Origin of the sequence: Streptomyces sp. CB02056, assembly GCF_001905545.1 — a bacterium.
Lineage (GTDB): Bacteria > Actinomycetota > Actinomycetes > Streptomycetales > Streptomycetaceae > Kitasatospora.
On sequence record NZ_LIPD01000007.1, the window covers coordinates 20326 to 45645 of the forward strand.

A 25320-nucleotide genomic window follows, 5' to 3' on the forward strand; every position below is an offset into this window, starting at 1 on the left:
AAGCTTGTCGGGAAAAGACGATACGGCCGCCCCGCGAACCACGACAGTGGACCCATGACCACACACCGCACCGACGTCCTCGTCATCGGCGCCGGAGTCGCCGGCATCGGCGTCGCCTGCCGCCTGCGCCGGGAGCTCCCCGGCCGTGACTTCGCGATCCTGGAACGCCGCCCCGGCATCGGCGGCACCTGGGACCTGTTCCGCTACCCGGGCGTCCGCTCGGACTCCGACATGTTCTCCTTCGGCTACCGGTTCCGCCCCTGGAACGGGACCAGGGTGCTCGCCGACGGCGAGTCGATCCGCGACTACGTGACCGCCACCGCCCGCGAGTACGGCGTCGACAAGGCGATCCACCACGGACTGCGGGTGCTGGCCGCCGACTGGTCGAGCGAGCACCAGCGGTGGACGGTGACCGCGCTGCGGGAGGCGACCGGCGAGCGGGAGACCTGGGTCTGCTCCTTCCTCGTCACCTGCACCGGCTACTACGACTACGACCGGGGCCACCTGCCCGAGTTCCCCGGCGCCGAGCGGTTCGAGGGCGTGCGGATCCACCCGCAGCACTGGCCGCGGGACTTCGACCACACCGGGAAGCGGGTCGTCGTGATCGGCAGCGGCGCGACCGCCGTCACGCTCGTCCCGGCGCTGGCCGACCGGGCGGCCCATGTGACGATGCTCCAGCGCTCGCCCTCGTACGTCTTCTCGGTGCCCTCGGTCGACCGGATCACCGCCTGGCAGCAGCGGTTCCTGCCCGGTCCGCTGGTCGCCAGGATGACCCGCCGACGCAACATCGGCCTGCAGCGCGCCCTCTTCCGGACCGCCCGGCGCTTCCCCCGCGCGACGCGCAGGATGCTGCTGGCCGGGGTGCGCCGGGCGGTCGGCCCGCGCATCGACATGACCCACTTCAGCCCGGCCTACGACCCGTGGGACGAGCGGCTGTGCGCCGTCCCCGACGGCGACCTCTTCCGGGTGCTCCGGGAGGGCCGCGCCGACGTCGTGACCGACACCGTCGAGACCTTCACCCCCACCGGCATCAGGCTCGCCTCCGGCCGGGAACTCGCCGCGGACGTCGTCGTCACCGCCACCGGCCTGAACCTCCAGGCCTTCGGCGGCGCCACGATCAGCGTCGACGGCGAACCGCGCGACCTGCACGACGTCTGCACCTACAAGAGCGTCATGCTCGAGGGCATCCCCAACCTGACCTGGGTCTTCGGCTACACCAACGCCTCGTGGACCCTGAAGGTCGACCTCGCCGCCGCCTACCTGGTGCGCCTGCTCAGGCACCTGGACGCCACCGGCCGCACCGTCGCCGTGCCCGTCGACCACGCGGCCAACGCGACCGCCGAGGGCGTGGTCGACGAGCTGACCTCGGGCTACATCCGGCGGGCGAAGGACGTCATGCCGCGCCAGGGGCGCGAGTTCCCCTGGCGGATGGTGATGGACTACCACCACGACCGGAAGGTCCTGCTGTCCGACCCGATCGAGGACGGCGTCCTCGCCTTCGGCGGGCCCGGGAGTGCGCGTCTTACCGGTCCGTGACGCCGCCCCGTGTCGACCGGCCGCGGGCCCGGTCGGACGCTAGCGTCGGCGGCATGAGAATCCTGGTCACCGGCGGTGCCGGCTTCATCGGCGCGTCCGTGGTGCGCGCCCTGGTCGCGGCCGGGCATCACGTGCGCGTCCTGGACGCCCTGCTGCCCGCGGTCCATCCGACCGGGAACCCGCCCGCGCTGCCCGCGGGTGTCGACTTCCGGCGCGGGGACGTCCGGGACGCGGCGACCGTCGAGGAGGCGCTCGCCGGGGTGGACGCGGTCTGCCACCAGGCGGCGATGGTCGGCCTGGGACTGGACCTCCAGGACGCACCGCACTACGTCGGCTGCAACGACCTCGGCACGGCGGTGGTCCTGGCCGCGATGGCGCGGACCGGCGTCCGACGGCTGGTCCTGGCCGGATCCATGGTGGTCTACGGGGAAGGGCGCTACCACTGCGCGGAGCACGGCGAGGTGGCACCGGGGCCGCGGCGGCCCGCCGACCTGGACGCCGGACGGTTCGAGCCGCCGTGCCCGGTCTGCGGCGCTCCCCTGCGGCCGGGCCTGGTCGCGGAGAGCGCACCCGCCGACCCGCGCAGCGTCTACGCGGTGACCAAGCTCGCGCAGGAACACCTCTCCGCCGCCTGGGCACGCGCCTGCGGCGGAACAGTGCTGACGCTGCGTTACCACAACGTGTACGGCCCCGGGATGCCGCGCGACACCCCGTACGCGGGGGTGGCGTCGCTGTTCCGCTCCGCCCTCGCCCGCGGCGAGGCGCCCCGGGTCTTCGAGGACGGCCGCCAGCGCCGGGACTTCGTCCACGTCGAGGACGTCGCCGCCGCCAACCTCGCGGCGCTGGCGGCCGTGGGCGACCGGCCGCCGGGCAGCGTCCGGGCGTACAACGTGGGCAGCGGCGAGGTGCGCACCATCGGTGAGATGGCGGCCGCGCTGGCCGCGGCCCACGGCGGTCCGGCGCCGACGGTGACCGGCGAGTACCGGCTCGGCGACGTACGGCACGTCACCGCCGACTCGAACCGGCTGCGCGCCGAACTGGACTGGCTGCCGCGCGTCCCGTTCGACCGGGGCATGGCGGAGTTCGCCGCCGCACCGCTGCGGGTCTGAGGTCAGCTCCGGGCGGACGGCAGGGCGATCTCGAAGCAGCAGCCGCCCGCCACGTTGTGGACGCGGGCCCGCCCGGCGTGGGCCTCGACGATGCCGCGGACGATGGCGAGGCCCAGGCCGGCACCGCTGCCGCCGGCCTCGGGCCGGTCGGACCACCCGCCGGGATCGGCCGGCCTGGGCGTGCGGGCCGCGGTGCCACGCCAGCCGGTCTCGAAGACCCGGGTCAGGTCCTGGGCGGGGATGCCCCCGCAGCCGTCGGTGACCGAGAGCAGCACCTCGTCCGCCTCCCGCCGCGCGGAGACCGTGACCACGCCGTCCTGAGGGGTCGAGCGGATCGCGTTGACCAGCAGGTTGCCCAGGACCCGGGTGATCTCGCGGCTGTCGACCTCGACCGGTTCGGGCTCCACCTGCCGGCCTTCGAGCCGGACGCCGCGCTGCCGGGCCAGCGCGTGGGCACCGGCCAGCGCGTCGTCGACCAGGTCGTAGACGGAGACCCGGGAGAGCGAGAGGGCGAGCGTTCCGGCCTGGATGCGGGAGAGTTCGAAGAGGTCGTCCACCATCCCGGTGAGCCGCTCGACCTCGGTGCGGATCCGCCGGAGGTAGCGGTCCGGCTCCTCGGCGACGCCGTCCTCCAGAGCCTCGGCCATGGCGCGCAGCCCGGCCAGCGGGGTGCGCAGGTCGTGGGAGATCCAGGCGACCAGCTCCCGCCGGGACTGTTCGAGGGCCTGTTCACGGCCCCGGGATTCGGCGAGCCGGGCGCTGGTGGCGGACAGTTCCTCGCTCAGCTGGGCCAGTTCGCGGCCCAGCGGGTGGACGGGCGCGGTGAAGCCGGTGTCGCTGCCGACGGTCCGGGCGGCCGCCGTCAGGGCCCGGCTGCCGGCGACCACCTGTCGGCCCAGCAGAGCGGCGGTGCCCAGGGACACGACGGCGGCCATGGCGAGCACCGTTATCACGACGCCGAGGTCGTGGGCGGAGAGGAACATGGCCTGCGCGACGGCGAAGGTGCCGGAGACGACCGCGAGCACGGTGACGACGGCGACGCAGAACAGCGAGAGCGCCATCGAGCGCCTGCGCAGCAGCCGGACGGCCGGCCAGCCGAGCAGGCCCGCTCCGCCGGCACCGAGCGCGGCGAACAGGGCGATCAGCAGCAGGTCCTTCACTCGCGGTCCTCCCCGGCACCGGGCACCGGGTCGTAGCGGTAGCCGACGCCCCACACCGTGCTGATCATCCGCGGGGCGGCGGGATCGTCCTCGATCTTCTCGCGCAGGCGCCGCACGTGGACGGTGACGGTGGAGAGGTCACCGAAGTCCCAGCCCCAGACGCGGGCCATCAGCTCCTGGCGGGAGAACACCGTCCCGGGGAACCGCAGGAGGAAGGCCAGCAGGTCGAACTCCCGTGCCGTCAGGGACAGTTCCCTCCCGGAACGGTGAGCGCGACGGGCCGGCCCGTCGAGGGTGATGTCCCCGGAGCGGACGGGCCCGGCCGGGGCGCCCGTCGCGGGTGCCGCCACGCGCGAGCGCCGCAGCACCGACTGGACCCGCAGGACGAGTTCGCGTGGACTGAACGGCTTGGTGACGTAGTCGTCGGCGCCCAGCTCCAGGCCGAGGACGCGGTCGGCCTCGTCACTCCTGGCGGTGAGCAGCACGACCGGCAGCTCCCCGCCGGCGGCCTGGCCGCGCAGCCGCCGCAGCACCTCCAGGCCGTCGATGCCCGGGAGCATCAGGTCCAGGACCACGAGGTCCGGCTGGTGGGCCCGGGCGAGGGCGAGCCCCCGCGGACCGTCGGCGGCGTGGTCGACGCGGTGGCCGGCCCGGGTGAGGTAGCCGGCGACGACCTCGGCCACGGTCGGGTCGTCGTCGATCACCAGGATGCGGCCGGCGGCCGACGGCCCGGCGATGGCGGAGGGCACGTTGGCGGAGGGCTCGTTCACCCCGCCGAGAATAGGCGCCGGACGCCGGTGCCGACGCCGCCGCCGTCCCCCCGTTCGACCTCCGTAAGATCCTGGGCCCCGTCCGCACACCCGTCCGCACACCGGTCCGCACCGGTGCGGCCCCCGACGGCTCACCGGTGGGCCGTCGGCGCGACGTTCGGCTTCCGTAAGGCTGCGGCACCACCGTCCCGGGCCGACACGCCCTTAGCGTGGCCGACGTGACCTCCGCTACCCCTCGTTCGTCCGGTGTCGATGTCGTCCTGCCCTGCCTCGACGAGGCCGAGGCGCTGCCCTGGGTGCTCGGGCGCATCCCGCCCGGCTGGCGGGCCATCGTCGTGGACAACGGCTCGCGGGACGGCTCGGCCGAACTCGCCCGATCGCTCGGAGCGACCGTGGTCGAGGAGTCCCGGCGCGGGTTCGGCGCCGCCTGCCACGCCGGGCTCCTCGCCGCCACCGCCGAGCTGGTCTGCTTCCTGGACTGTGACGGCTCGCTCGACCCCGCCCAACTGCCCCGGGTCACCGCTCCGGTGGCCGACGGCACGGCGGACCTCGTCCTCGGCCGCCGCCGGCCGGTGAGCACGGGCGCCTGGCCCGTGCACGCACGGCTCGCCAACACCGTGCTGGCCCGCCGGCTGCGGGCCCGCACCGGCGCCCCGCTGCACGACCTGGGCCCGATGCGGGCCGCCCGACGGGAACGCCTGCTGGCGCTCGGCCTGGGCGACCGCCGCTCCGGATACCCGCTGGAGATGGTGCTCGCCGCCTCGGCCGCCGGCATGCGGATCACCGAGACCTCCGTCGACTACCTGCCGCGCGCGGGCCGTTCGAAGGTCACCGGCACGGTGCGCGGCACCCGGCAGGCGATCCGGGACATGCGGGCCGTGCTCGCCGCCCCGCCGCCCACCCTGCTGGTCATCGCCAAGTCGCCCGTACCCGGCCGGGTGAAGACCCGGCTCACCCCGGCCTGCACGCCCCAGCAGGCGGCGGCGCTGGCCGAGGCCGCGCTCTCCGACACCCTGCACACCCTGGCCACCGTGCCGGCCGGACGGCGCCTGCTGGTCCTGGACGGCGAACCGGGCCGCTGGCTGCCGCCCGGGTGGCAGGTGCTTCCGCAGAGCGGCGGCGGACTGGACGCCCGGCTGGCGGCGGCCTTCGGCCACGCGGCCCGGCTGGCCCCGCACGCGCCCGCGCTGCTGGTCGGCATGGACACCCCGCAGCTCAGCGCGGCCACCCTGGCCGAGCCGCTCTCCCCGGCGGGCCGGGCCGGGGCCGACGCCTGGTACGGGCCCGCGACCGACGGCGGCTTCTGGGCCCTCGGCCTGGCCCGGCCGACCGAGGACCTCGCCCGCCGGCTCCTCCTCGGGGTACCGATGTCGACCCCGGACACGGGGCAGGTGCTCCTCGACCGGCTCGGGGCGGCCGGCCTGACGGTGCGCTCCCTGCCCGAAGCCACCGACGTGGACACCGTCGAGGACGCCCTGCTGGTCGCCTCCCAGGCGCCGCGGAGCCGGTTCGCCGCCCGCCTGCGCTCGTTCCGCACCGTCCCCGAGGTGGCGGGTTGACCGGCACCTCGACGGCATGGATCGACGACCCGTTCGCCGACGCCGTCCGCACCGGACGCGGTCCGCTGTGGCTGCGCGGCGACGACGGACGCCGGATCCCGCTCGACATCGAACGCTGGTGCGCACCGGCCGCCGGCGGCGACCACAGCCTCTTGATGCGCTGCTTCCACCTGTCCGCGCCCGTCGTGGACCTCGGCTGCGGACCCGGCCGACTGGTCGCCGCGCTCCTCGCCGTGGGCGTCCCGGCCCTCGGCGTCGACGTCACCCCGGCGGCCGTCGCCCGTACCCTGGGCCTCGGCGGCGCGGCCCTCTGCCGGTCGGTGTTCGACCGGCTGCCCGCCGAGGGCCGCTGGGGTGCGGCCCTGCTCGCGGACGGCAACCTCGGCATCGGCGGGAACCCGGAGGCCCTGCTGCGGCGTGCGGCCGAACTCATCGCGCCGGACGGGCTGTTGCTGGTGGAGGTCGAGCCGCGCGAGGTCGACGAACGCGTCACCGTCCGGGTCGAGGGCCCGGACGGCCGGCTCGGCCCGCCCTTCGCCTGGGCACGCCTCGGCGCCAGGGCCGCCGCACGACGGGCCTACGGCGCCGGGCTCGTCGAAGCGGAACGCTGGACCTCCCACGGCCGACGCTTCCTCACCCTGCGCCGCCGCACCGCGCCCGCCCGCTGAGAGTGCCCGCCATCACCACCCGTCGGCCGACCTCTCTCGCCCTACGCCCTTCGACCGGTTCACCCGCACTCACGATCCGACCCGCGCCGCTCCGTCAGACCCCGTCAGACCCCGTCAGACTCCGTCAGTTCCCGGCCCCCGCCACGGCGGCGACCCGCCCCGTACGGAGCTGGCGCAGCAGCGGGACCAGGAGGACGACGCACAGGGCCGTGCCGTAGGCGAACTGCTGCGCCGCCGGGCCCTGCACCAGGTAGAGCGCCTGCCCGGCGGCCGGGACGGCCAGCCACTCCCAGCGGCCGTCGAGCGCCACCAGCGCGACCACCAGCAGCCCGTACCAGGGGTAGGAGGGCGCGACCAGCAGCAGCGCCGTGCCCGTCACCAGGAGCGCGCCGGCCCACGGCTCACTCCGGTCGCCCCGGCGGAGGACCCGGACCGCCACGGCCGCCAGGACGAGCGCCGCCGCCCACGGTGCGAGGCGGTCGGACAGCACCAGCCTGAGCAGCCCGAACCGGTCGATGTGGCCCTGCTCGTAGCCCTCCTCCTTCAGGTAGCCCGGCAGGTAGCCCAGGACCGAGGTGCCCGAGGCCACGACGTACGGGAGGTAGGACAGGGCGAAGGCGCCGAGCGCGGATCCGACCAGCAGGACGTCCTTCCGGGAAGGGCGCCGGGCCGACAGGCCCGCCAGCGCGCCGGGGAGGACGAGGGCCGGCAGCAGCTTGGTCGCGACCGCGCCGCCCAGGAGGAGCCCCCCTCGCACGGCTCTCCCGCGCGCCGCGCAGCCGAGTCCGGCGACCGTCAGCAGGGCTCCGAGCGTGTCCACGTGCGCGTCGTTGACCGCCCACACGGCCACGCCGGGGAACCACCCCCACAACGCGGCTCGCCACCGCTCCCGCCCCACCCTCAGCAGCAGGGCGGTCGTCGCCACCGCCAGCACCGCACCGCCGGCCTGCACCCCGCGGACCCCGCCGCCGAACGGGTGCAGGACGACGAACCAGACCTGTGCCACCGGCGGATAGATGGTGTGCACGGCCGGCCGGTTGATCCGGGTGCAGTCCCCGGCCGTGGTGCGCCGCTCGTCCCAGCCCGTGCAGCCGTCACCGACCGGGAAGAGCCCCGGGTCACGCAACCGGGCCAGCGCCGGATCGTCCGGGGTGTGGGCGTAGGGCGAGATCCCGGCCGCCTGGACCCGGCCGTCCCAGACGTAGCGGTAGGCGTCGTCACTGGTGCGGGGTGGGGCCAGCAGCCCGACGGCGGCGACGGCCACGGCGCCGGCCAGGACCAGCGGCGCGACCAGCCGACCGGGCACCCTGCGCAGCAGCACCACCGCGACCGCGAAGAGGGCCGTGTCGAGGAGGTACCAGACGGCGAGCGGCACGAAGCCGCCGTCGGTGACGGTCAGTGCCAGAGCGCTGACCAGGGCCGCGAGCGCGAGCGCGCAGGACGGAACGGTACGGTCGATCATCCTGCCCAACCTCCCGGTGATGAAGTCTCGCGGCCCCGGCGTTCCCTCGCCGGGGTGGGGCGTCAGACGCCGGGGACCCCCGGAAGACCGGTCGTGAGACCGTCCAGGGCGTGCGGGCAGGGGCACTCGCGCACCAGCGGCAGCCGTTCCACCGCCTTGAACAGCACGGTGCGCAGCCGGTCGACGTTGCGGGCGAACTCCTTCAGCACCTCGCCGTGGGTGACGCCCGCGCCGCTCTCCACCCCGGCGTCGAGATCCGTGACCAGGGCCAGCGAGGCGTAGCAGAGCCCGAGTTCACGGGCGAGGACGGCCTCCGGATGTCCCGTCATGCCGACCACCGACCAGCCGTTGGCGGTGAACCAGCGGGACTCGGCGCGGGTGGAGAAGCGCGGGCCCTCGATCACCACCAGGGTGCCGCCGTCGACCGGCTCCCAGGCCGCCTCCCGGGCGGCCTCCAGCGCCGCCTTCCGCCCCGCCGGGCAGTACGGGTCGGCCATGGACACGTGCACCACCTCCGGCACCGTGCCGTCCGGCAGCGGCAGGCCGTCGTAGAAGGTCTGCGGGCGCCCCGAGGTCCGGTCCACGAACTGGTCGGGCACCAGCAGCGTGCCCGGCCCGTACTCCGGGCGCAGCCCGCCCACCGCGCACGGCGCGACCACCTGCCGCACACCCAGCGTGTGCAGCGCCCACAGGTTGGCGCGGTAGTTGATCCGGTGCGGGGGAAGCCGGTGGCCGCGCCCGTGCCGGGGCAGGAACGCGACCCGGCGGCCGACCGCCTCTCCCACGAACACCGCGTCGCTCGGTTCGCCGTACGGGGTGTCCACCCGTACCTCGGTCACGTCGTCCAGCAGCTCGTAGAGCCCGGAGCCACCGATGACGCCCACCTCGGCGCTCGGCGGGACGTCCTGGTCGACCGTCATCCCGGTCCACCTCTCTTCTCGGGAACAGCCTCCCGGCCAACTCTAGGAACGGACCGGGCCGGAACCGGGGCACCATGCCTTACGGATCACGAACGTCCCCGCGCCGCCGGCCCGCGGCGGGGCTTGTGCGACCGTCCCCGCCAGGCGGTCGCGGCGAGCAGGCAGAGCGCCGAGACGGCGAAGAACGCCGCGGTCAGCAGCAGCCAGCGCCCGAGGAAGACGTCCGGGTCCAGGCCGGTGGCAGAGCGGTACCCGGGGACGCGACGCAGGACGAGCGGGTACCAGACGACCAGCAGCAGCAGCGAGAGGAACGCGGGGACGCGGACGTAGTTGACCGCCGGCATCCGGTGCGTACCGCCCGCGGGAGCCTGGCGGACACCCGTCAGGGCCTGGGCGGCCCGGTCGGTGAGCGTGTAGAGCGGCAGCAGGACCAGGTCGTGGAGCAGCGCGGCCCCGACGAACCAGATCACGACGCCGAGCGGATCGCCCTTGAGGAGGCGGATCCCGGCGTACAGGGCCAGGGCGAAGGAACACAGGAGGAGGAGCAGGTGCAGGGGGGATGCGCCGTAGCGCTCGCGGAGGCCGCTGCGGCGCTTCATCCGGTGGCTCCGAAGGTGAGGCGGGTGACCCATTTGGTGTTGTGGACACCGGGGTTGGCGGGAACGATGATCCGGGCCGGGTAGCCGTGGTCGGGCGAGAGGTCGGCTCCGTTGACGCGCAGGGCCAGCAGGGAGCGGACGTCGCGGACCTGGTTGTCGCGCAGGACGGTGGAGGAGAAGGACCCGCCGCGTTCGACGGATTCCACGAAGACGTCCGGTGGGCTGTCGGTCAGGCCGACGAGCGCGGCCAGCTCGGTCAGCCGGACGCCGGTCCAGTCCTGGTCGGGCGTGGACCATCCCTCGACGCAGGCGATGGGCAGGGCCGCGGTGGTCTGCGGCAGGCTCCTCAGCTGGTCCAGGGTGAGGACGGTTTCGCGGCCGGGGCCGCGGACGGTCAGCCGCCAGTCGGGGCCGATGTCGGCGGGGCGGATGCCGACGGCGGCGGCGGTCTTGTTGATCTGGAAGCCGTTCGGGCCGTCGCCGGGCTCCTGGCCGTGCGGGGCGAGCAGCGCGGTCCTGCGCCACCATCCGCCGATGCTCTGACCGACCGTCACCGCGAACAGCGCGAGGGAGCCCGCACCGACCAGCGCGAGGGCTCCGCGCCGGGAGAGGGTCGCGGGGGCGGGGCGCGGGGAGACCAGACCGGTGTCGTCGGGCGGCTCGGGCAGCGTGTCGGCGGCGCCCGTGCGCAGTTCGGTGCGCAGGCGCCGGCTGCGCAGCGCCCGGACCATGACCGGGACGCGGAACACCACGTGGACGACGAAGGCGCCGATGAAGACCCAGGCACCGTAGTAGTGCAGGGTGTAGAAGGAGCCGGGGAAGATGTAGTGCAGCTGGATGTTGAGGATGCCGGTGGCGAACTCGAACAGCGCGCCGCCGACCAGGAGCAGCAGCGACAGGCGCTCGACCGCCTGGGCCGGCGAGCGGAGCGGGGGCCAGGCGAAGAGCTTGGGGATGACCGACCAGAGCTTGGCCAGCAGCACCGGGACCAGCACGATGCCGAGGGTCACGTGGATCCCCTGGTTCAGCCGGTAGAGCCAGCTGGGGCTGGTCGGCCAGGAGAAGAGGTAGAAGCCGAGCCAGCCCTTGTCCGGGGTCTGGTCGTTGACCGCGGCGAGGTCGGGGTTGTAGGCGGCGTAGGACAGCAGCCCGGTCACGAACACCACCGTGATCCCGGGCAGCAGCACCAGGCCGAACACCGAGGTGAGCCAGGGGCCGCGCAAGGGGCTGCGCCAGAACTCCGGGCGGGCGGGCCCGGGCGGCGGGCCGGCGGCGAGCCCGGCACGCAGGCGGGATCCCCTGGGCTTGGGGGCTGTACGCGTCGGCGCGTGAGGGGCCGGTCGCCGTCCCTCCGCGGTGTGGTCGCGCGGCGGCGCCGGGGGCTGCTCGGGCTGCCAGGGCTGCGGGAGCGGTGGCGGAGGTCCGGCGACCGGCTTGCCCGCGGAGGGCTGCGGTGCCGGAACCGGCCCGGGCTCCCGCTCGGGGCCGGGTTGCGGGCGGTGGGGTCCGTCGGCGTCGTCGTGGGCGTTCAGGGTGGCGCTCCTTCGCGGGTGCGTGCGGAGGCGGTTTGGCCGCGCTGACACGACCGTATGCCGCAGATCACCCATGAAGCAGCAATCAACTTATTACGGAATTTCAGGTCGCCGTCGGTCATCGAGGAAGCATCCGGCGGCTCGCCTCATGGACATGACTGCACGTCAGATCATCTTCTGCCGCGGCACCCTGGCTCGGCCGTCCGAACCCCCGCGCCGGCACGGCGCAGCAACCGGTCGCGCAGCGCCGCGGTCACGGGCGGACGGCGGCCGGGTCCAGGAGAGTCAGCACGCGGACGGCGAGGTTGTCGATACTGCCGGCGTTGACGACCTCGATGGTGGGGATGTCGACGCCCAGTTCGCCCTGGAGGGCGACGACCAGTTCGGTGGCCATGAGGGAGTCCAGGCCGAGCGTGTCGAGCCCCTGGGTCCGGTCGATGCGGTCGGACGCGCGGTGGGTGATGCGGGCGACGAGGGTCGCGAGCAGGTCGGTGAGGTCGGCCGTGCCGGGAGCGGGTTCGCTGCCGGACCCGAGGGGGCGCCGAACGGCGTTCCGGACGGCGTCGGGTTCCTCGGCGGGCAGGACGGCGGTGAAGCGGGGTGCTCGTACCGTGGGCAGCAGCGTGGCGAGGCGGGCGAAGTCGAAGTGGCCGACCAGGACGACGGGTTCCCCGCCTTCCCCGTCACCCCCGCCGTCCCCGCCTTCCCCGTGGCCGCCGTGCGGGCGCGTCATGAGGTCCTCCATCGCGGCGAGGATCCGGTCGGTGCGCATGGGCGCGAGGCCCATGCGTTCCAGGACCCGGCTGACTTCCTCGTCCGCTGCCAGGCCGACCTCGCCGATCAGGCCCCAGCCGATGGACAGGCCCGGCAGACCGGCGGCTCGGCGGTCGCGGACGACGCCCTCCATGGCGAGGTTGCCTGCGGCGTAGGCGGCCTGCGCACGGTGGCCGACGGTGGCGGAGACGGAGGAGTGGACCACGAAGAAGTCCAGCGGGAGGCCGCGGCTGAGCCGGTCCAGGAGCAGGGCGCCGCGGAGTTTCGCCGCGAGGACCGATTCGACCGTCGCGTCGTCGAGTTCGGTGAGCAGCGCGTCGCGCACGTCGACGGCGGAGTGGACGATGCCGCGCAGCGGATGCCCGGTGGCCGTGATGCGGCGGACGACGTCGCCGAGGGCGTCGGGGTCGGCGACGTCGGCGGCGTACGCCGTGGCGGTGGCGCCCTGGCGGGCCAGCGCGGCGAGCAGCTCGTCGGCGCCCGGGGTGGCGGCGCCGCGGCGGGAGACCAGGGCCAGGTGGCGGGCTCCGCGGTCGGCGAGGAACCGGGCGACCTCGGCGCCGAGACCGGTGAGTCCGCCGGTGATCAGGTAGCTGGCGGCGGGGTCGCAGGCCAGGCGCCGGGGAGGTGTGGTGAGGCGCGGTGCGGGGTCGAGGGCGATGACCACCTTGCCGACGTGGTGGGAGCGCCGCAGCAGGGTGAACGCGTCCGCGACGTCCTCGGCGGGGTGGAGATGGTGCGGCAGCGGGCGGTAGACCCCCTGGTGGACGCGCCGGGCGAGGTCGCCGAAGTGGCGGGCGGAGAGTTCCGGCTGCCGGACGAACATCTGGAGGGCGTCGACGGCGTGGAACGACAGGTTGTTGCGGAAGGCCCGCAGCGCCAGTCGGCCTCCGGTGTGGATGTCGCGCTTGCCGAGTTCGACGCAGCGGCCGCCGGGCCGCAGCACGTCGAGGTTGCGGGCGAGGGCCTCACCCGCGAGGGAGTTGAGGACGACGTCGACGCCCTTCCCCTCGGTCAGCTCCATCACCTGGTCGGCGAAGGCGAGCGTGCGGGAGTCCAGGACGTGTTCGGCGCCCAGCAGTTCCAGCAGCGTGCGCTTGGCAGGGCTGCCCGCGGTGGCGATGACCCGCGCCCCGACCTGCCGCGCGTACTGCAGGGCCGCGAGGCCCACACCGCCGGCGGCGCCGTGCACCAGCAGCGTTTCGCCCGCGGTGAGGCGGGCCAGATGCTCCAGGGAGTGCTGGACGGTGAAGAAGGCGACGGGCAGCGTCGCGGCCTCGGCGAACATCATGCCGTCGGGCATCCGCCCGGTGGCCGCCTCGGGTACGAGGAGGTGCGAGGCCAGCGCCCCGGGCGCGCAGGCGAAGACCCGCTCCCCCACCCGGAGCGTGGTTCCCTCCCCGGCCGCCGCGACGACGCCCGCGGCCTCCAGACCGAGGCGGTACTCGCCCGGGACGGCGGGCTCGGCACCCGACGGCAGGGAACCGGTGGCCAGCAGCACGTCACGGAAGTTGAGCCCGGCCGCCCGGACCTCGATCACCACCTCGCCGGGGCCCGGCGGCGGTGGCTCGGGGGCGGGGACCCAGTCGAGGGCGTGGCCGAGCCCCGGCCGGCGCAGGCGCAGACGGTAGGGGCGCCGACCCGCCGGGCCGGTCGGCGCGGGCAGGTCCCGCAGGCGCGGGACGAACCGGCCAGCGGGCCGCAGGACGATCTCGTCCTCCGCTCCGGGCCTCAGCAACTCGTCGGCCAGCCGCCGCGCGTCGAGCCGGGACGACGGCCCTGGCTCGAGGACCAGCCTCCGGACCGCCGGCCTGGGCTTCTCGTTGGCAAGGGTGCGCGACACCGCCCACGGCACGCAGTCCGCCGGGAACAGCCGGGCACCTGGCGTCGGCAGCGCACCGGACGGGGGGCTGACCAGCCACAGCACGGGGTCGGCGGCGGGCGGGAGCACGGCGCAGGCCTCGGCCACGGCGCGCAGGACGGCGGTGCGGGTCACGGCGGCCGCCAGCACCTGCCGACCGGCGTCCTCCTCGCTGTCCGAGGTGTCACCGCTCGACGTGTCGCTTCCCGAGGTGTCACCGCTCGACGTGTCGCTGCCCGAGAGCAGGAGCACCAGGACGGGCCGCACGGGGTCGGCGCGGAGGCCGTCGAGCCAGTCGGCGGAGTCGGCGGTGGCCCGGACGACGGTGACGGGGCCGGTCTCGGCCGCGCGCAGTGCGGCGACGAGGGGCTCGGTGAGCGGGTCCTCGGGGTGCTCGGCCGCGATGACCCACGACGTCGCGGGACCCCGGCAAGCGGGTTGCTCCATGGCACCGGGTTGCTCCATGGCACCGGCTCCGGCCGTCGAGGTCGCGACGGTCGGGGGCACGGCGGTGACGGTGCGCGGCTCGCGTGGCTGCCCGCCCGGTACGGCGCCGCGCCGGGCGACGAGCACGGAGTAGTCGGCCTCCGATGCGCCGGCCCTCGCCGCCTCGACACCGAGCCGGGCCGAGTCAGCGAAGCCGTGGGCGGTGAACAGGTCCTGCCACTGGGCGGCGGTCAGCAGCGGCGAATCGGGGCGCAGGTCGGGTTCGTCGGCGTTCCAGAAGCTCTTCAGGGGGCCGAAGCAGGGCAGGAGGCGGTCGAGGGCGTGGGTTTCGACGGCCACCAGGTGCCCGCCCTCGTCGAGCAGGCGGGCCACCCGCCCCGTGGTCTCGCGCAGCCGGGCGGTGGCGTGCAGGACGTTGCCGGCCACCACGAGGTCGTACGAACCGGGCTGGAATCCCTGGGATTCGGGGTCGCGGTCCAGGTCGAGCGGCCGGTAGGCGAGGGTGTCGTGGCCTGCGAAGCGGGCGCGGGCGCGCGGGAGGAAGGCGTCGGACAGGTCGGTGAAGGTGTAGTGGGCGCGCTCCGGTGGCAGCGCGTCGAGGAGCGCGGCCGTCAGGCCTCCGGTGCCCGCGCCCACTTCCAGGACGCGCAGCGGGCGGGCGGCGGGCCAGTGCCGGACGAGCCGGCGGACGAGAGCGGCGGCCAGGGCGTTGCAGCGTCGGGTGACGGTGGTACCGGAGTAGTAACTCTCCACCCAGTGACGGGTGTTCTCGTCGAACAGCACCGACACGGCGTCCCGCCGGCCGAGCAGCACGTCGGGCAGCACGGTGCCGCAGTGGGAGTGCAGCACCGCTTCCGTGGCGCACTGCGGGTGTGCGCGCACCAGCTCGGCGAGGGCGCCGTGCGGATCGGGGCGCACCGCCGCCGTCCACGCTCCGTCCGCGTCGCGCCGTAGCACGCCCACGCGTTCGGCCTGGCGGAGTGAGGCGTGCAGCAGCCGGCGGTAGACCGGGAGTACCCCGGCGGCGATCAGGCTCCCGGGGGTGTACGAGGTGGCGCCGGGGGCCACGGTGCGGGCGGCGCGGAGGGTGAAGTGCGCGCTGAGCCGGTCGGCCAGCAGGGCGGCCCCGGCGTACCGGCGGGCGTCCCAGGCGGGGCCGTCCAGCGAGTGCCGGGCCGCGCGGACCAGGTCGCGGAGGGCGGGCATGCCGGCCGGGGACGGGAGGGGTCCGCTGTGGCCGGGCGAGGCGCGCAGGACGGTGGCGAGGTGTGCCGGCGCGGTGCGGGCGGCGTCGAAGCTGCGCAGCCGGCAGCCGTCCGCTTCGGCGGTGACCCGGCCCTGGTCGTCCAGCAGCCGTACGTCCCAACACACTTCGCGGGGCCCGGCGTCGCGGCGGAGTACCCGTACCCAGCCCTTGGCGGGTGCCTCCTCCCACACCCGCAGGGCCGCGACGGCCGAGGGGAGGAACAGGGCGTCGGGCGCCTCACCCCCTTGGGCGAGCAAGGGCGCGCCGGCCTGGAGGGCACTGTCGAGCAGCACGGGGTGCAGGACGTACCCCCCGCCGCCGCCCGAAGCCCCGCCGTTGTCCGGAGCCCCTCCGCCCGGAGCCCCGCCGCTGTCCGGAGCCGCGGCGGAGTCCGGAGCCTCGGCGGGTTCCGGGGCTTCCTGCAGCTCGTAGCGGGCCAGGACCTCGCCGTCCCCGACGTACAGGGCGATGAGGGCGCGGAAGGCGGGGCCGTAGACGATGCCCGCGTCGGCGGCCCGGGCCCGGGCGTCGTCCGCGCGGAGCCTCGTGGGCAGTCGGTCTCGCAGCGCGCGGAGGTCCTCCGCCGCAGGCCGCTCCCGCAGGAGGCGGCGGACCACCGCGCGGGCGTGGGTGCGCCAGGGACCGGTGCCGTCGCGGCTCGCGATGCGCACCGTGCCGTCCGCCGTGTCCAGGGAGGTCTGCAGGCGGATGTCCATGGCGGGGTTGTCGAACGGCAGGGTGAGCGCGCGTTCGACGGCGAGGTCCTCCAGTTGCACCGGGCCCTGGTGGTGGACCCGGCCGGCGCCCAGGGCGGCTTCGGCGAAGGCCGCGGCCGGGACGACGACGGCTCCGGTGACGACGTGGTCGGCGAGCCACCGGTGCCGGGTGGGGTCGATCCGCAGCTGCCACAACGGCTCGGCGTGGGCGGTGCGTTCGCCGAGCAGGGGGTGCTGGTGCCTTCCGTCGCCGCAGCCCCGTCCGAACCAGTCCGGAGCGCCGTGCCAGTGGCGCTCGCGCTGCCAGGGGCGGGTGGGCAGGCTGCGCACCCGGCCCGGCACGGGGAAGAAGACGCCGGTGTCCGTGCGGGCGCCGGCGGCCAGCAGCGTGGCGACCGTCCGCTCGATGTCCTCGGCGCCGTCCCGGTCCCGTGAGAGGGAGGGCAGGACCAGGGCGGGGGCCGTGCCGTCGGCGCCGAGGGTGCGGCGCAGGTAGTGGCCGAGGACGGGATGCGGGCCGATCTCGACGAAGGCGTCGCAGCCGCCCGCCGCCAACGCCCTGACCGCGGGCGGCAGTTGCACGGGCCGGCGGACGTTCTCCCACCAGTACCGCGCCGTCAGGTCCTCGCCCTGCCGGAGGGTGCCGGTCACCGTGGAGGCGAACGCCACCGTCGCTGGGCCCGGGCGCAGCCCGTCCAGGGCGGCGCACAGGTCCGCTTCGACCGGGTCCATCCGGGCGGTGTGGAAGGCGTGGTCGAGATCGAGCCGTTGGAAGTGGACGCCGCGCTCGGCCAGCCGACGGGCCAGCCGGACAAGGGCGGCCTCGTCTCCGGCGACCGTCACGTCCTGCGGGCTGTTGACGGCGGCCAGCTCCAGCGCGTCGCCGAAGGCCGCCAGTTCCTCCCGCGCCTGGTCAGGGGGCAGGCCCACGGCCGCCATGCGCCCGCTGCCGGCCGTGCGGGCCTGCACGCGGCTGCGGTGGGCGATCACCTGCGCGGCGGCGGCCAGGTCGAGGGCACCGCACGCGTGGGCGGCGGCGACCTCACCGACGCTGTGCCCGGCCACGGCGGCCGGGCGCACCCCGTACGCCGCCAGCGCGGCCGTGAGCCCCACCTGCACGGTGAACAGCAGCGGCTGCGCCACTTCCGTCCGTGCCAGCCGGGCGGCGTCGGTGCCGTGCGTCAGTTCCTCGCGCACGGACCAGCCGAGGAGCGGGGACAGCACCGCGTCGACCTCGCCGACGGCGTGCCGGAAGGCCGCCGTCCCGGAGGGGCTGCCGCTCGCGCCTCCTGCTGCCGGGGAGGTCAGCAACCGGCGTCCCATGCCGGCCCACTGGGCGCCGTTGCCGCTGTAGACGAAGCCGATCGCACCGCTCGCCAGGACCGGCACCGGCGGGGCGTCGGCCACGGCGCGCAGCCGGGCGGCGGCGGTCCGGGCGTCGGAGGCGATCACAGCGGCGCGGAATGCTTGTCTGCCGCGCCGGTTGAGCGTGGTGTGGGCGACGTCGTGGAACGCGTGGCCGTCCGCGGCCAAGGCGTCGAGGTGGTCGGCGAGTTCGGTGGCGGCCGCGGCGAGGGCGGCGGGGCCGCGCGCGCTGACCAGGACGGGGTGGGATCCGGCGGGCGGAGCGCCGCGAGGGGCCGCCTCGGGCGCGGGGGCGAGGACGGCGTGGGCGTTGGAGCCGCCGAACCCGAAGGAGTTCACGCCGACCAGTCCGCCCGGGCCCGGGGGCAGCGGCAGGGCGGCGGGCACGGGCAGCAGGCCCAGCCGGGCGAAGTCGACGGCCGACGTGACGGGCAGGCCGTGCAGGGACGGCGGGATGACGCGGTGCCGCAGGACGAGCACCGCCTTGAGCAGCCCCGCCAGCCCCGAAGCGGACTCCAGGTGCCCCAGGTTGGTCTTGACCGACCCGATCGGCAGCGGCCTGCCCGGCGCGCACCTGCCAGCCAGCGCCGCCGCGACGGCTTCCAGCTCCAACGGGTCGCCCACCGGGGTGCCGGTGCCGTGCGCCTCCAGGTACACCAGCTCGCGGGCGTCCGGGCCGGGCCCGCCGTACACCTGGCGCAGCAGGGCGGCCTGTGCCTGGACGCTGGGCTGGGCCAGGCCCGCGGTGCGGCCGTCGCTGTTGACGCCGGTGGCCGCGATCACGGCGTGGACGCGGTCGCCCTCGGCGATCGCCCGATCGAGCGGTTTGAGGACGAGCACCACCCCGCCCTCGGCCCGGACGAACCCGTCGGCGGCCGCGGAGAAGGCCCGGCAGCGGCCGGTGGGCGAGAGCATCGCGGCCTTGGAGAATCCGACGAACTCGTGTGGACCGATGAGGACGTTGACCCCGGCCGAGAGGGCCAGCTCCCCGCCGGACGCGAGGAACCCGCAGGCCTGGTGGAGGGCGGTCAGGCTGGACGAACAGGCGGTGTCCACGGCCAGGCTGGGACCGCGCAGGTCGAGGGCGTGCGAGAGCCTGCCCGCGGTGTTGCCGCTCGCCAGGCCGGTCATGGTGTGCCGGTCGACCGTCTCCAGCCGGCTGAGCTGGAGGTTGCCGTAGGCGTGGTTGGACACCCCGACGAAGACCCCGGCGCCGGAGCCGGCCAGCGCCGCCGGGTCGAGGCCGGCGTCGTCCAGGCCCTCGACGGCCAGCTCCAGCAGCAGCCGCTGCTGGGGATCCATCCGGGCCGCCTCGCGCGGGGAGATCGAGAAGTACTCCGCGTCGAAGCCCGCGATGTCGTCGAGCACCCCGGCCGCCGCCGTGTAACTCCGGCCCGGGCGACGCGGATCGGGATCCGTGAACTCCCGCTCGTCGAAGCGCTCGGCAGGCATCCGGGTGACCACGTCCCGGCCCTCGATCAGGGCCGACCACAGCGAACCGAGGTCGTTCAGGCCGCCCGGGAGGCGGCAGGAGACGCCGATGACCGCCACGTCCCGCACCTGGACGCCACCGCCCCCGCAGACGTTCTCCGTACTCCGCACAACCGCCTCCTTCCCGCCCTGACCAGGCCTTTCCGCCCGTTCCTGCCCAGCCCGGGCGCGGGGACACGTCGGCCTCCCGCAGTTACCACGATCGGGTGGTTCCGGCTATCGGTGTGCCCCGTCCGGGGAAGGCTGCCTCACCGGAACGGGTGCGCACGGGGAGGGAGGGTGGCGTGAGGGGCACGATGCTCGGCGACGGCCCGCTGTGGGAGCTGTCGGCCGGAGGGGGATGGACCGAAGCGGAGGTCGCCGTCCTGCTGCTTCCCGGGGTGGGCGGCGGCTTCACCGACTTCTCCCTGTGGCCGCGTCATCTCACCTCGAAAGTACGGGCGTTGACCGCCCGCTACCCCGGCCGGAAGGCCGACCCGGGCGCCGCCCAGGCCCCCGGCCTCGCCGGCCTCGCCGCCGAACTGGCCGACGCCGTGGCCCGCTACACGACGGAACCCCTGGTGATCCTCGGGCACAGCATGGGAGCCGTCATCGGCTACGAGGTCGCGTGGTGCCTCCAGCAGCGCGGCCGGCCCGCCCTCGCCCTGCACGTGTGCGCCGCGTTCTCGCCGCCGGAGTACGCCGCCTTCGACGTGGCCGGCCGGTCCCTGACCGACCACGCCCTGACCGAGCTCACCGCCACCCTCGCCATTCCACTGCCCGCCGAGGATCGCGAGGCGGACCGACGCGAAGCGCTACGGGCCGTCCGCGCCGACCTCACCCTGATCGACACCTACGCGTACGGCCCGCACCCCAGGCCGCTGGAGTACCCCGTCACCGTGTGGACGGCCCGCGACGACGCCATCGTCCCGGCCGCCTCCATCCCGCGCTGGCAGCCGATGACCCGTCACCCCCTCACCCACCACGTCCTCCCCGTCCCCCACCACTTCCTCGCCTCCCCACAGGCCGTCGAACCGATCACCCACGCCCTGCGCGAGGGTCTGCGACGCCTTCACTAGCCGGACGGTCGCGCGAGGTCACCCCCCCGGTCGTGCGAGACGTCCAGGGCCCGGGCGGCCGAGCCCTGCCGGTACCACCCGGGCGAAACACCTCCCCTCCGCCCGGTCGGCTTCGGGACCCTGTCAGCCGGTCATTTGAGTTCGACGAAGATGATGTGGGTGTCCGTCGTCCCGATGTTCTCGCCGACGTGGGTCCGGGCCGGTAGCCAGTTCGCCTCAGGTGCCCGTTTCCGTTCGACCTCGACCACGGTGTCGCCCTCGGTCATGCGGCGTCGGAAGGTGCTCAGGACGACCATGACGCTGTCGGGGTGGTAGTGGAGCCCGGTCTTGACCCCCGGGGTGTCGCGGTACTCGAGCACCCGGACGCGCGCGTTCTCGAAGACGATGCGGTAGAGGTCAGGGTCGGTGACGGTGGGGTCCTGGTCCTCGGCATCTCCTTGGCCCGTCATACGGCGGCAGCCGCCTCGCCGGCCGGTGCCGGATCGGCGCCGCGCTGTCCGGGCAGGCTGTCGGGACCCCAGGGCCCCGTGGAAGCGGGAGCTTGGGCGGTGCTCTGCGTCATGCTGGGCCTTTCGACTTGAGGGCCGTAAGCGGCCGGCGACGGCGGCGAACGGGGCGATGACGACCGGCGGCGGACCGCCACGCGCGACGACAACCCCGGGCCTCCGACACTGCCGCGATCAAGAACGAGGCGCAGCCTGACACCGCCAACCGGCCCCAACCCGCGATTGCGCCGAACGTGGACGTACTGGTCCTACAACCCCTGGTCAGCCGGATGAAACCGTTGCTCAGACGGGGCCGCACGAACCCGCACGGGTGACTGCGCTCAGCGCCTCCACCGGCTCCTACGCGACCCTGACCACGTACTTGCCCCGGACGCCGCCCGCCTCCAGCGCCCGGTGCGCCGCTGCCGTCTCCTCCAGGGGGAAGACCGTGTCCACCGCGGGGCGCAGCCTGCCCTCTGCCACGTGGCGGGCGAGGTCGTCGAAGTCCGCCCGCTTGGGGTCGCCGCTGAAGAAGCGGACCCGGCGGTGTCCGTGGACCGTGCTGGCCGCGACGTAGCCGAACGTCGCAGCGGGCCGTTTCGGGTCGAAGGCGAGGGCGACCATGCGCCCGCCGGGGGTCAGCAGGCGCCGGAAGGCCCGCAGGTCGGTCCCCACGGCGTCCAGGACCACGTCGAAGCGGCCCAACTCGGCCGAGCGCACGGTCCGATGGTCGACGGCCCGGTGCGCGCCGAGCCCGCGGACGAAGTCGAGGCTCGCCGCGCGGGCGAGGGCCGTGACCTCGGCGCCGTACGCCCGTCCGAGCTGGACGGCGGCGTTGCCGACACCGCCCGCCGCGCCCCGGACGAGGAGTCGTTCGCCGGGGCGCAGCCCGGCCTTGTCCCGCAGGGCGGTGATGACGGCGGTGGCCACAGGCAGCGCGGCGGCGTGCACCGGGTCGAGGCCGTCGGGGAGCCGGCCGACCCGCTCGGCGGGCACGGTGACGTACTCGGCGGCGCTGCCGAACCCGGAGGTGCGGCCCAGGACTCCCCAGACGCGGTCGCCGGCCGCCAACCGGGTGACTCCGGCTCCCGGTGCGGCGACCTCGCCGGTGAAGTCCAGGCCGACGCGCTTGGGGAGCTTTCGGCCGCTCAGGAGGCGGAGACGGCCGGAGCGGACGGCCAGTTCGCCGCCGTTGACGCTGAACGCGCGCACCTTCACAAGGACCTCGCCGCGGGCCGGCTCGGGACGTGGCACGCGGCCCGTGTAGAGCACGTCGGGGCCGCCGTAGCGGTCGTAGAGCACTGCCTTCATCATGCGGTCGTTCATCGTTCCGCCTTTGCCGCCGGGGGCCGTAGGGATCTGGCAGCGACCGTAGGCTCTCAAGTGGACGCAATCGTCCGTTTCGACCGGAAGCGAGAGACAGTGATGGCGGAATCCTCTCGGATCACAGCCCGGGACGGGGTGCGGGCGGACGCCCGGCGCAACCGGGAGCGCGTCCTCGTCGCCGCCCGTGCGGTCTTCGCGGAGCACGGGATCGACGCCCCGATGGCGACCGTGGCCCGTCGGGCCGGGGTCGGCGTGGCGACGCTGTACCGGCACTTCCCGACCCGGGACGCCCTGGTGCGGGGCGCGTTCGCGCGGCAGATGGAGACCTGCTCGCGGGCGCTCACCGAGGCGCTGGCCGCCCCCGACCCGTGGCAGGGCTTCCAGCAGCTGGTCGAGACGGTCTGCGCCCTGCAACGGGAGGAACGCGGCTTCCCGGCCGCGTTCGTCACGGCCTTCCCGGACAGCACGCCGGAGCACGCGCCGTCCCGGCGACGAGCCGAGCGGGACCTCACGACCCTGGTGCGCAGGGCCCAGGCCTCGGGCGCGCTGCGGGCCGATTTCCACCCCTCCGACCTCACCGTGGTCCTGCTGGCACACTGCGCCCTGGTGACCGCCCTGCCGGACGACGGTGCGGCGTCCCGCCGCCTGGTGGCCTACCTGCTCCAGTCGTTCCGCGCCGACGCGGCCAACGGACCGCTGCCTCCGCCGGCCGCGCTGACACTGCGCAACCTCCCGATGGCGACGGACAGTTCACAGCGGCAGCGGCGCCCCAGGGCCTGACACGAGACGGCACCTACCGCAGGGCACGCCAGTCCGACGACTCCGCCGACGTCCCGTCCGTCCGTCCGGTTGCGGGGCGCTCGGGGCCGGTGCCCTCACGCTGGTGTCGGGAACGACGAGCCTCAGTCCCCTCCTGCGGGGAGCGACGAGCAGCCCCGGCCCTACGGGGTCCGCCGCTCCACGCCGTCGAGCAGCAGACCGAGCCCCAGCTCGAACCCGCGGTCGTCGAGGCCCGTCGCGCCGCCGCCGCGGGCGAAGGAGCTGTCCAGGGCGTCCGCGAGCGCCGGGTACTCCGGCCGGTACTCGGCCGGTGCCCGGGTGAAGCCGGCCGCGAAGGTCTCCACCGCGGAGCCGAGTACCAGGTAGTCCACCGCCGCGGCGACCTCCGCCGCGTCCGCGGGGCCGAGGCCGGCCCGGCCGAGGAGGGCGAGCAGCCCGTTGTAGCCGCGCAGCGCGCTGGCCGCTTCGACGCGGCGGCGGGCGAGCAGGGCGATGGCGTTCGGGTGCCTGAGGAAGACCGCGCGGTAGCCGCGCGCGTACGCCGCGAGGCCGGCCCGCCAGTCGGGATCGCCCAGCGGTGTGTGGTCGATCTCGTCGTTGACCAGCCCGGAGACCGCGTCGACCAGCTCGTCCTTGCTCTGGATGTGGTTGTAGAGCGAGGCCGCCTTGACCCCGAGCCGCTCCGCCAGCGCCCGCATGGTCAGGCCGTCGGGGCCGTCCTCGTCCACCACCTGGAGCGCGGCGAGCGCGATCCGCTCGCGGGTCAGCACTGCCCTGCTCGGTCGGCCCACAGAAAAATCCCCTCTTCCGCTCCCCGTGTCCGGAGGCTATCGTGCCAGATCAACAGCGGTTGCTAACAAAGTTAGTTTTATCTGGAAGGCGCAGCCCGTGGCCGAGACCACCCCGACCGATGCCGACCGGCTGGCCACGCTCGGCTACCAGCAGGAGCTGCGGCGCAGCCTGACCGTGCTCGGAAACATCTCCATGGGCTTCGCCGTCGTCTCCCCGGTCGTGGGGCTGTACGCCGCCGTGCAGGTCGGCATGAGCGTCGCGGGCGGGGCCTGGGTCTGGGCGCTGCCGCTGTGCCTGCTCGGGCAGTGCCTGGTCGTCGCCGTCTACTCCGAGCTCGCCTCGCAGTGGCCGCTGGCCGGCGGCGCCTACCAGTGGAGCAGACGCCTGGCCAGACCGGCCGTCGCCTGGCTGAGCGGCTGGATGTGGCAGTTCGCCGTGATGTTCGGCAACACCACCGTCGCCTACCTCGCCTCGCCCTGGCTCTTCGCGCTCTTCGGCGCCGTCCCGACGCCCGCCGAACAGGTCCTCGTCTCGGCCGGCTTCATCCTCTGCTGCACCCTGGTCAACGCCTACGGCATCAACTTCCTGCGCTGGTTCGTCGGCCTGGGCATCGCCGCCGAAGCCGTCGCCTCCGTCCTGGTCGGCCTCACCCTGCTGCTGGTCTTCCGGCAGCACGGCCTCTCCCTGCTCACCGACTTCCTGAACGCGCCGAAGGGGCTGGGCATCAGCGACACCGGTGCCCTGCTCGCCGCCCTGGCCGTCGCCGGCTGGGCCTTCATGGGCTTCGACGCCTGCGTGTCGACCGCCGAGGAGACCAAGGACGCCGCCCGACAGGTCCCCAGGGCGATGTGGTGGTCGCTGCTCAGCGTCGGACTCGTCGTCATCCTCAACGCGGTCTCCGTCGAACTCGCCCACCCCGACCCCGCCGACGTCGTCGCGGTCAAGGACCTCGACCCGGTCACCACCGCCGTCACCCACGCCTTCGGCGGCTGGGCCGAGAAGCCCTTCGTCCTCGTCGTCCTGATCAGCTTCACGGCCTGCCTGATGGCCTCCCAGGGCGGCGCCGCCCGCGGCCTCTACTCCCTCGCCCGCGACGACGTCTTCCCCTTCTCCCGCCACGTCCGCAAGGTCAACCGGCACCAGGCACCGATCGGCGGCCTCGTCGCCGCCACGGCGGTCAGCTGCGCCGCGCTGGTGCTCGGCCTGAACACCTCGGCCATCGGCAGCCTGATCACCTTCGGCAGCGCCGCCATCTTCGTGCCGTTCTTCATCCTCGCCCTCGTCGCCCTCGTCGCCCGCCTGCGCGGCACCTGGAAGCCCGCCGGAGCGGTCGGCTACGGATGCCTCGGCACCCCGCTCAACGTCCTCGCGGTGCTGTGGACCGGCTTCGAACTGGTCAACATCTGCTGGCCGCGCACCATCCTCGCCCCGGCCGGAGCGCCCTGGTACCAGATCTGGGCGGCGCCGCTCGGCGTCGGCACCGTCACCCTCGCCGGCCTCGCCTACCTGCTGGCGCGCCGCCCCGACCGCCGCATGACCGACACCGACCAGGAGCACCCGCACACCGCCGAACTCGCCCCCGCCGTCCTGTAGCCGGCGTCGGCCCGGGCGGCACCGCTCGGCCGACGCGTGCGAAGCTGCATCCCACCCCCCGGGCGGGGTCA

Annotated in this window: 17 protein-coding genes and 1 pseudogene; 8 read left to right on the forward strand and 10 right to left on the reverse strand. The window is 74.9% G+C overall.

Features of this window, described 5'->3' with window-relative positions; translation table 11 throughout:
- Positions 1-54: 54 nt before the first annotated feature.
- Both AMK13_RS19220 and AMK13_RS19225 read left to right on the forward strand, forming a co-directional pair.
- Positions 55-1536 carry a flavin-containing monooxygenase gene (locus AMK13_RS19220; protein ID WP_074003351.1) on the forward strand — a complete coding sequence of 494 codons (1482 nt, stop codon included), beginning with the start codon at positions 55-57 and terminating at the stop codon, positions 1534-1536.
- Between the two features lie 53 nt (positions 1537-1589).
- The gene (locus tag AMK13_RS19225; RefSeq protein ID WP_074003352.1) at positions 1590-2645 is read left to right on the forward strand and encodes an NAD-dependent epimerase/dehydratase family protein; all 1056 of its coding nucleotides are present in this window, start codon (positions 1590-1592) and stop codon (positions 2643-2645) included.
- Between the two features lie 2 nt (positions 2646-2647).
- On the opposite strand, the gene AMK13_RS19230 is transcribed toward AMK13_RS19225, so the two are convergent.
- A complete protein-coding gene (locus AMK13_RS19230) occupies positions 2648-3805 on the reverse strand; it encodes a sensor histidine kinase (protein WP_074003353.1) in 1158 nt (385 codons plus the stop codon).
- Positions 3802-4575 (reverse strand): response regulator transcription factor, encoded by a 774-nt coding sequence (locus AMK13_RS19235; RefSeq protein ID WP_074003354.1) that lies wholly within the window; start codon positions 4573-4575, stop codon positions 3802-3804. The genes AMK13_RS19230 and AMK13_RS19235 overlap by 4 nt, the downstream gene beginning before the upstream one ends.
- A 209-nt stretch (positions 4576-4784) precedes the next feature.
- Here AMK13_RS19235 and AMK13_RS44975 point away from each other — a divergent pair.
- The 3 genes and pseudogenes from AMK13_RS44975 to AMK13_RS19250 form a co-directional block, all read left to right on the forward strand.
- Positions 4785-5507: pseudogene (locus AMK13_RS44975) on the forward strand (glycosyltransferase family 2 protein); the annotation flags it as partial.
- Positions 5508-5675: 168 nt separating this feature from the next.
- Positions 5676-6134 (forward strand): DUF2064 domain-containing protein, encoded by a 459-nt coding sequence (locus tag AMK13_RS44980; RefSeq protein ID WP_380717692.1) that lies wholly within the window; start codon positions 5676-5678, stop codon positions 6132-6134.
- Positions 6131-6802, forward strand: a complete 672-nt coding sequence (locus AMK13_RS19250) for a methyltransferase domain-containing protein (protein WP_074003355.1) — start codon at positions 6131-6133, stop codon at positions 6800-6802. Before AMK13_RS44980 ends, AMK13_RS19250 begins: the two co-directional genes overlap by 4 nt.
- A gap of 124 nt (positions 6803-6926) precedes the next feature.
- On the opposite strand, the gene AMK13_RS19255 is transcribed toward AMK13_RS19250, so the two are convergent.
- The 5 genes from AMK13_RS19255 to AMK13_RS19275 form a co-directional block, all read right to left on the reverse strand.
- The gene (locus AMK13_RS19255; protein WP_074003356.1) at positions 6927-8264 is read right to left on the reverse strand and encodes a glycosyltransferase family 87 protein; all 1338 of its coding nucleotides are present in this window, start codon (positions 8262-8264) and stop codon (positions 6927-6929) included.
- Positions 8265-8326: 62 nt separating this feature from the next.
- Positions 8327-9184: an S-methyl-5'-thioadenosine phosphorylase gene (locus AMK13_RS19260; protein ID WP_074003357.1), complete on the reverse strand. Its 858-nt coding sequence runs from the start codon at positions 9182-9184 to the stop codon at positions 8327-8329.
- Between the two features lie 86 nt (positions 9185-9270).
- A complete protein-coding gene (locus AMK13_RS19265; protein ID WP_074003358.1) occupies positions 9271-9783 on the reverse strand; it encodes a hypothetical protein in 513 nt (170 codons plus the stop codon).
- Positions 9780-11072: a molybdopterin-dependent oxidoreductase gene (locus tag AMK13_RS19270; protein WP_074003782.1), complete on the reverse strand. Its 1293-nt coding sequence runs from the start codon at positions 11070-11072 to the stop codon at positions 9780-9782. Before AMK13_RS19270 ends, AMK13_RS19265 begins: the two co-directional genes overlap by 4 nt.
- Before the next feature lie 496 nt (positions 11073-11568).
- A complete protein-coding gene (locus tag AMK13_RS19275; RefSeq protein WP_241852951.1) occupies positions 11569-19326 on the reverse strand; it encodes a type I polyketide synthase in 7758 nt (2585 codons plus the stop codon).
- A 173-nt stretch (positions 19327-19499) separates the two neighbouring features.
- On the opposite strand from AMK13_RS19275, the gene AMK13_RS19280 reads away from it, so the two are divergent.
- Entirely contained in the window at positions 19500-20273 is a 774-nt protein-coding gene (locus AMK13_RS19280) for a thioesterase II family protein (protein WP_143204574.1), read from the forward strand.
- Between the two features lie 131 nt (positions 20274-20404).
- Here the strand turns inward: AMK13_RS19280 and AMK13_RS19285 are convergent, their stop codons facing one another.
- Entirely contained in the window at positions 20405-20722 is a 318-nt protein-coding gene (locus AMK13_RS19285) for a cytoplasmic protein (protein ID WP_074003360.1), read from the reverse strand.
- Between the two features lie 396 nt (positions 20723-21118).
- Positions 21119-22084 (reverse strand): NAD(P)-dependent alcohol dehydrogenase, encoded by a 966-nt coding sequence (locus tag AMK13_RS19290; protein ID WP_074003361.1) that lies wholly within the window; start codon positions 22082-22084, stop codon positions 21119-21121.
- Between the two features lie 99 nt (positions 22085-22183).
- Here AMK13_RS19290 and AMK13_RS19295 point away from each other — a divergent pair, with 99 nt between their 5' ends.
- The gene (locus AMK13_RS19295; RefSeq protein ID WP_074003362.1) at positions 22184-22864 is read left to right on the forward strand and encodes a TetR/AcrR family transcriptional regulator; all 681 of its coding nucleotides are present in this window, start codon (positions 22184-22186) and stop codon (positions 22862-22864) included.
- 161 nt (positions 22865-23025) lie between these two features.
- Here the strand turns inward: AMK13_RS19295 and AMK13_RS19300 are convergent, their stop codons facing one another.
- Positions 23026-23655 (reverse strand): TetR/AcrR family transcriptional regulator, encoded by a 630-nt coding sequence (locus AMK13_RS19300; protein WP_074003363.1) that lies wholly within the window; start codon positions 23653-23655, stop codon positions 23026-23028.
- Positions 23656-23752: 97 nt separating this feature from the next.
- On the opposite strand from AMK13_RS19300, the gene AMK13_RS19305 reads away from it, so the two are divergent.
- Positions 23753-25249 (forward strand): APC family permease, encoded by a 1497-nt coding sequence (locus AMK13_RS19305; protein WP_074003364.1) that lies wholly within the window; start codon positions 23753-23755, stop codon positions 25247-25249.
- Positions 25250-25320 lie beyond the last annotated feature (71 nt).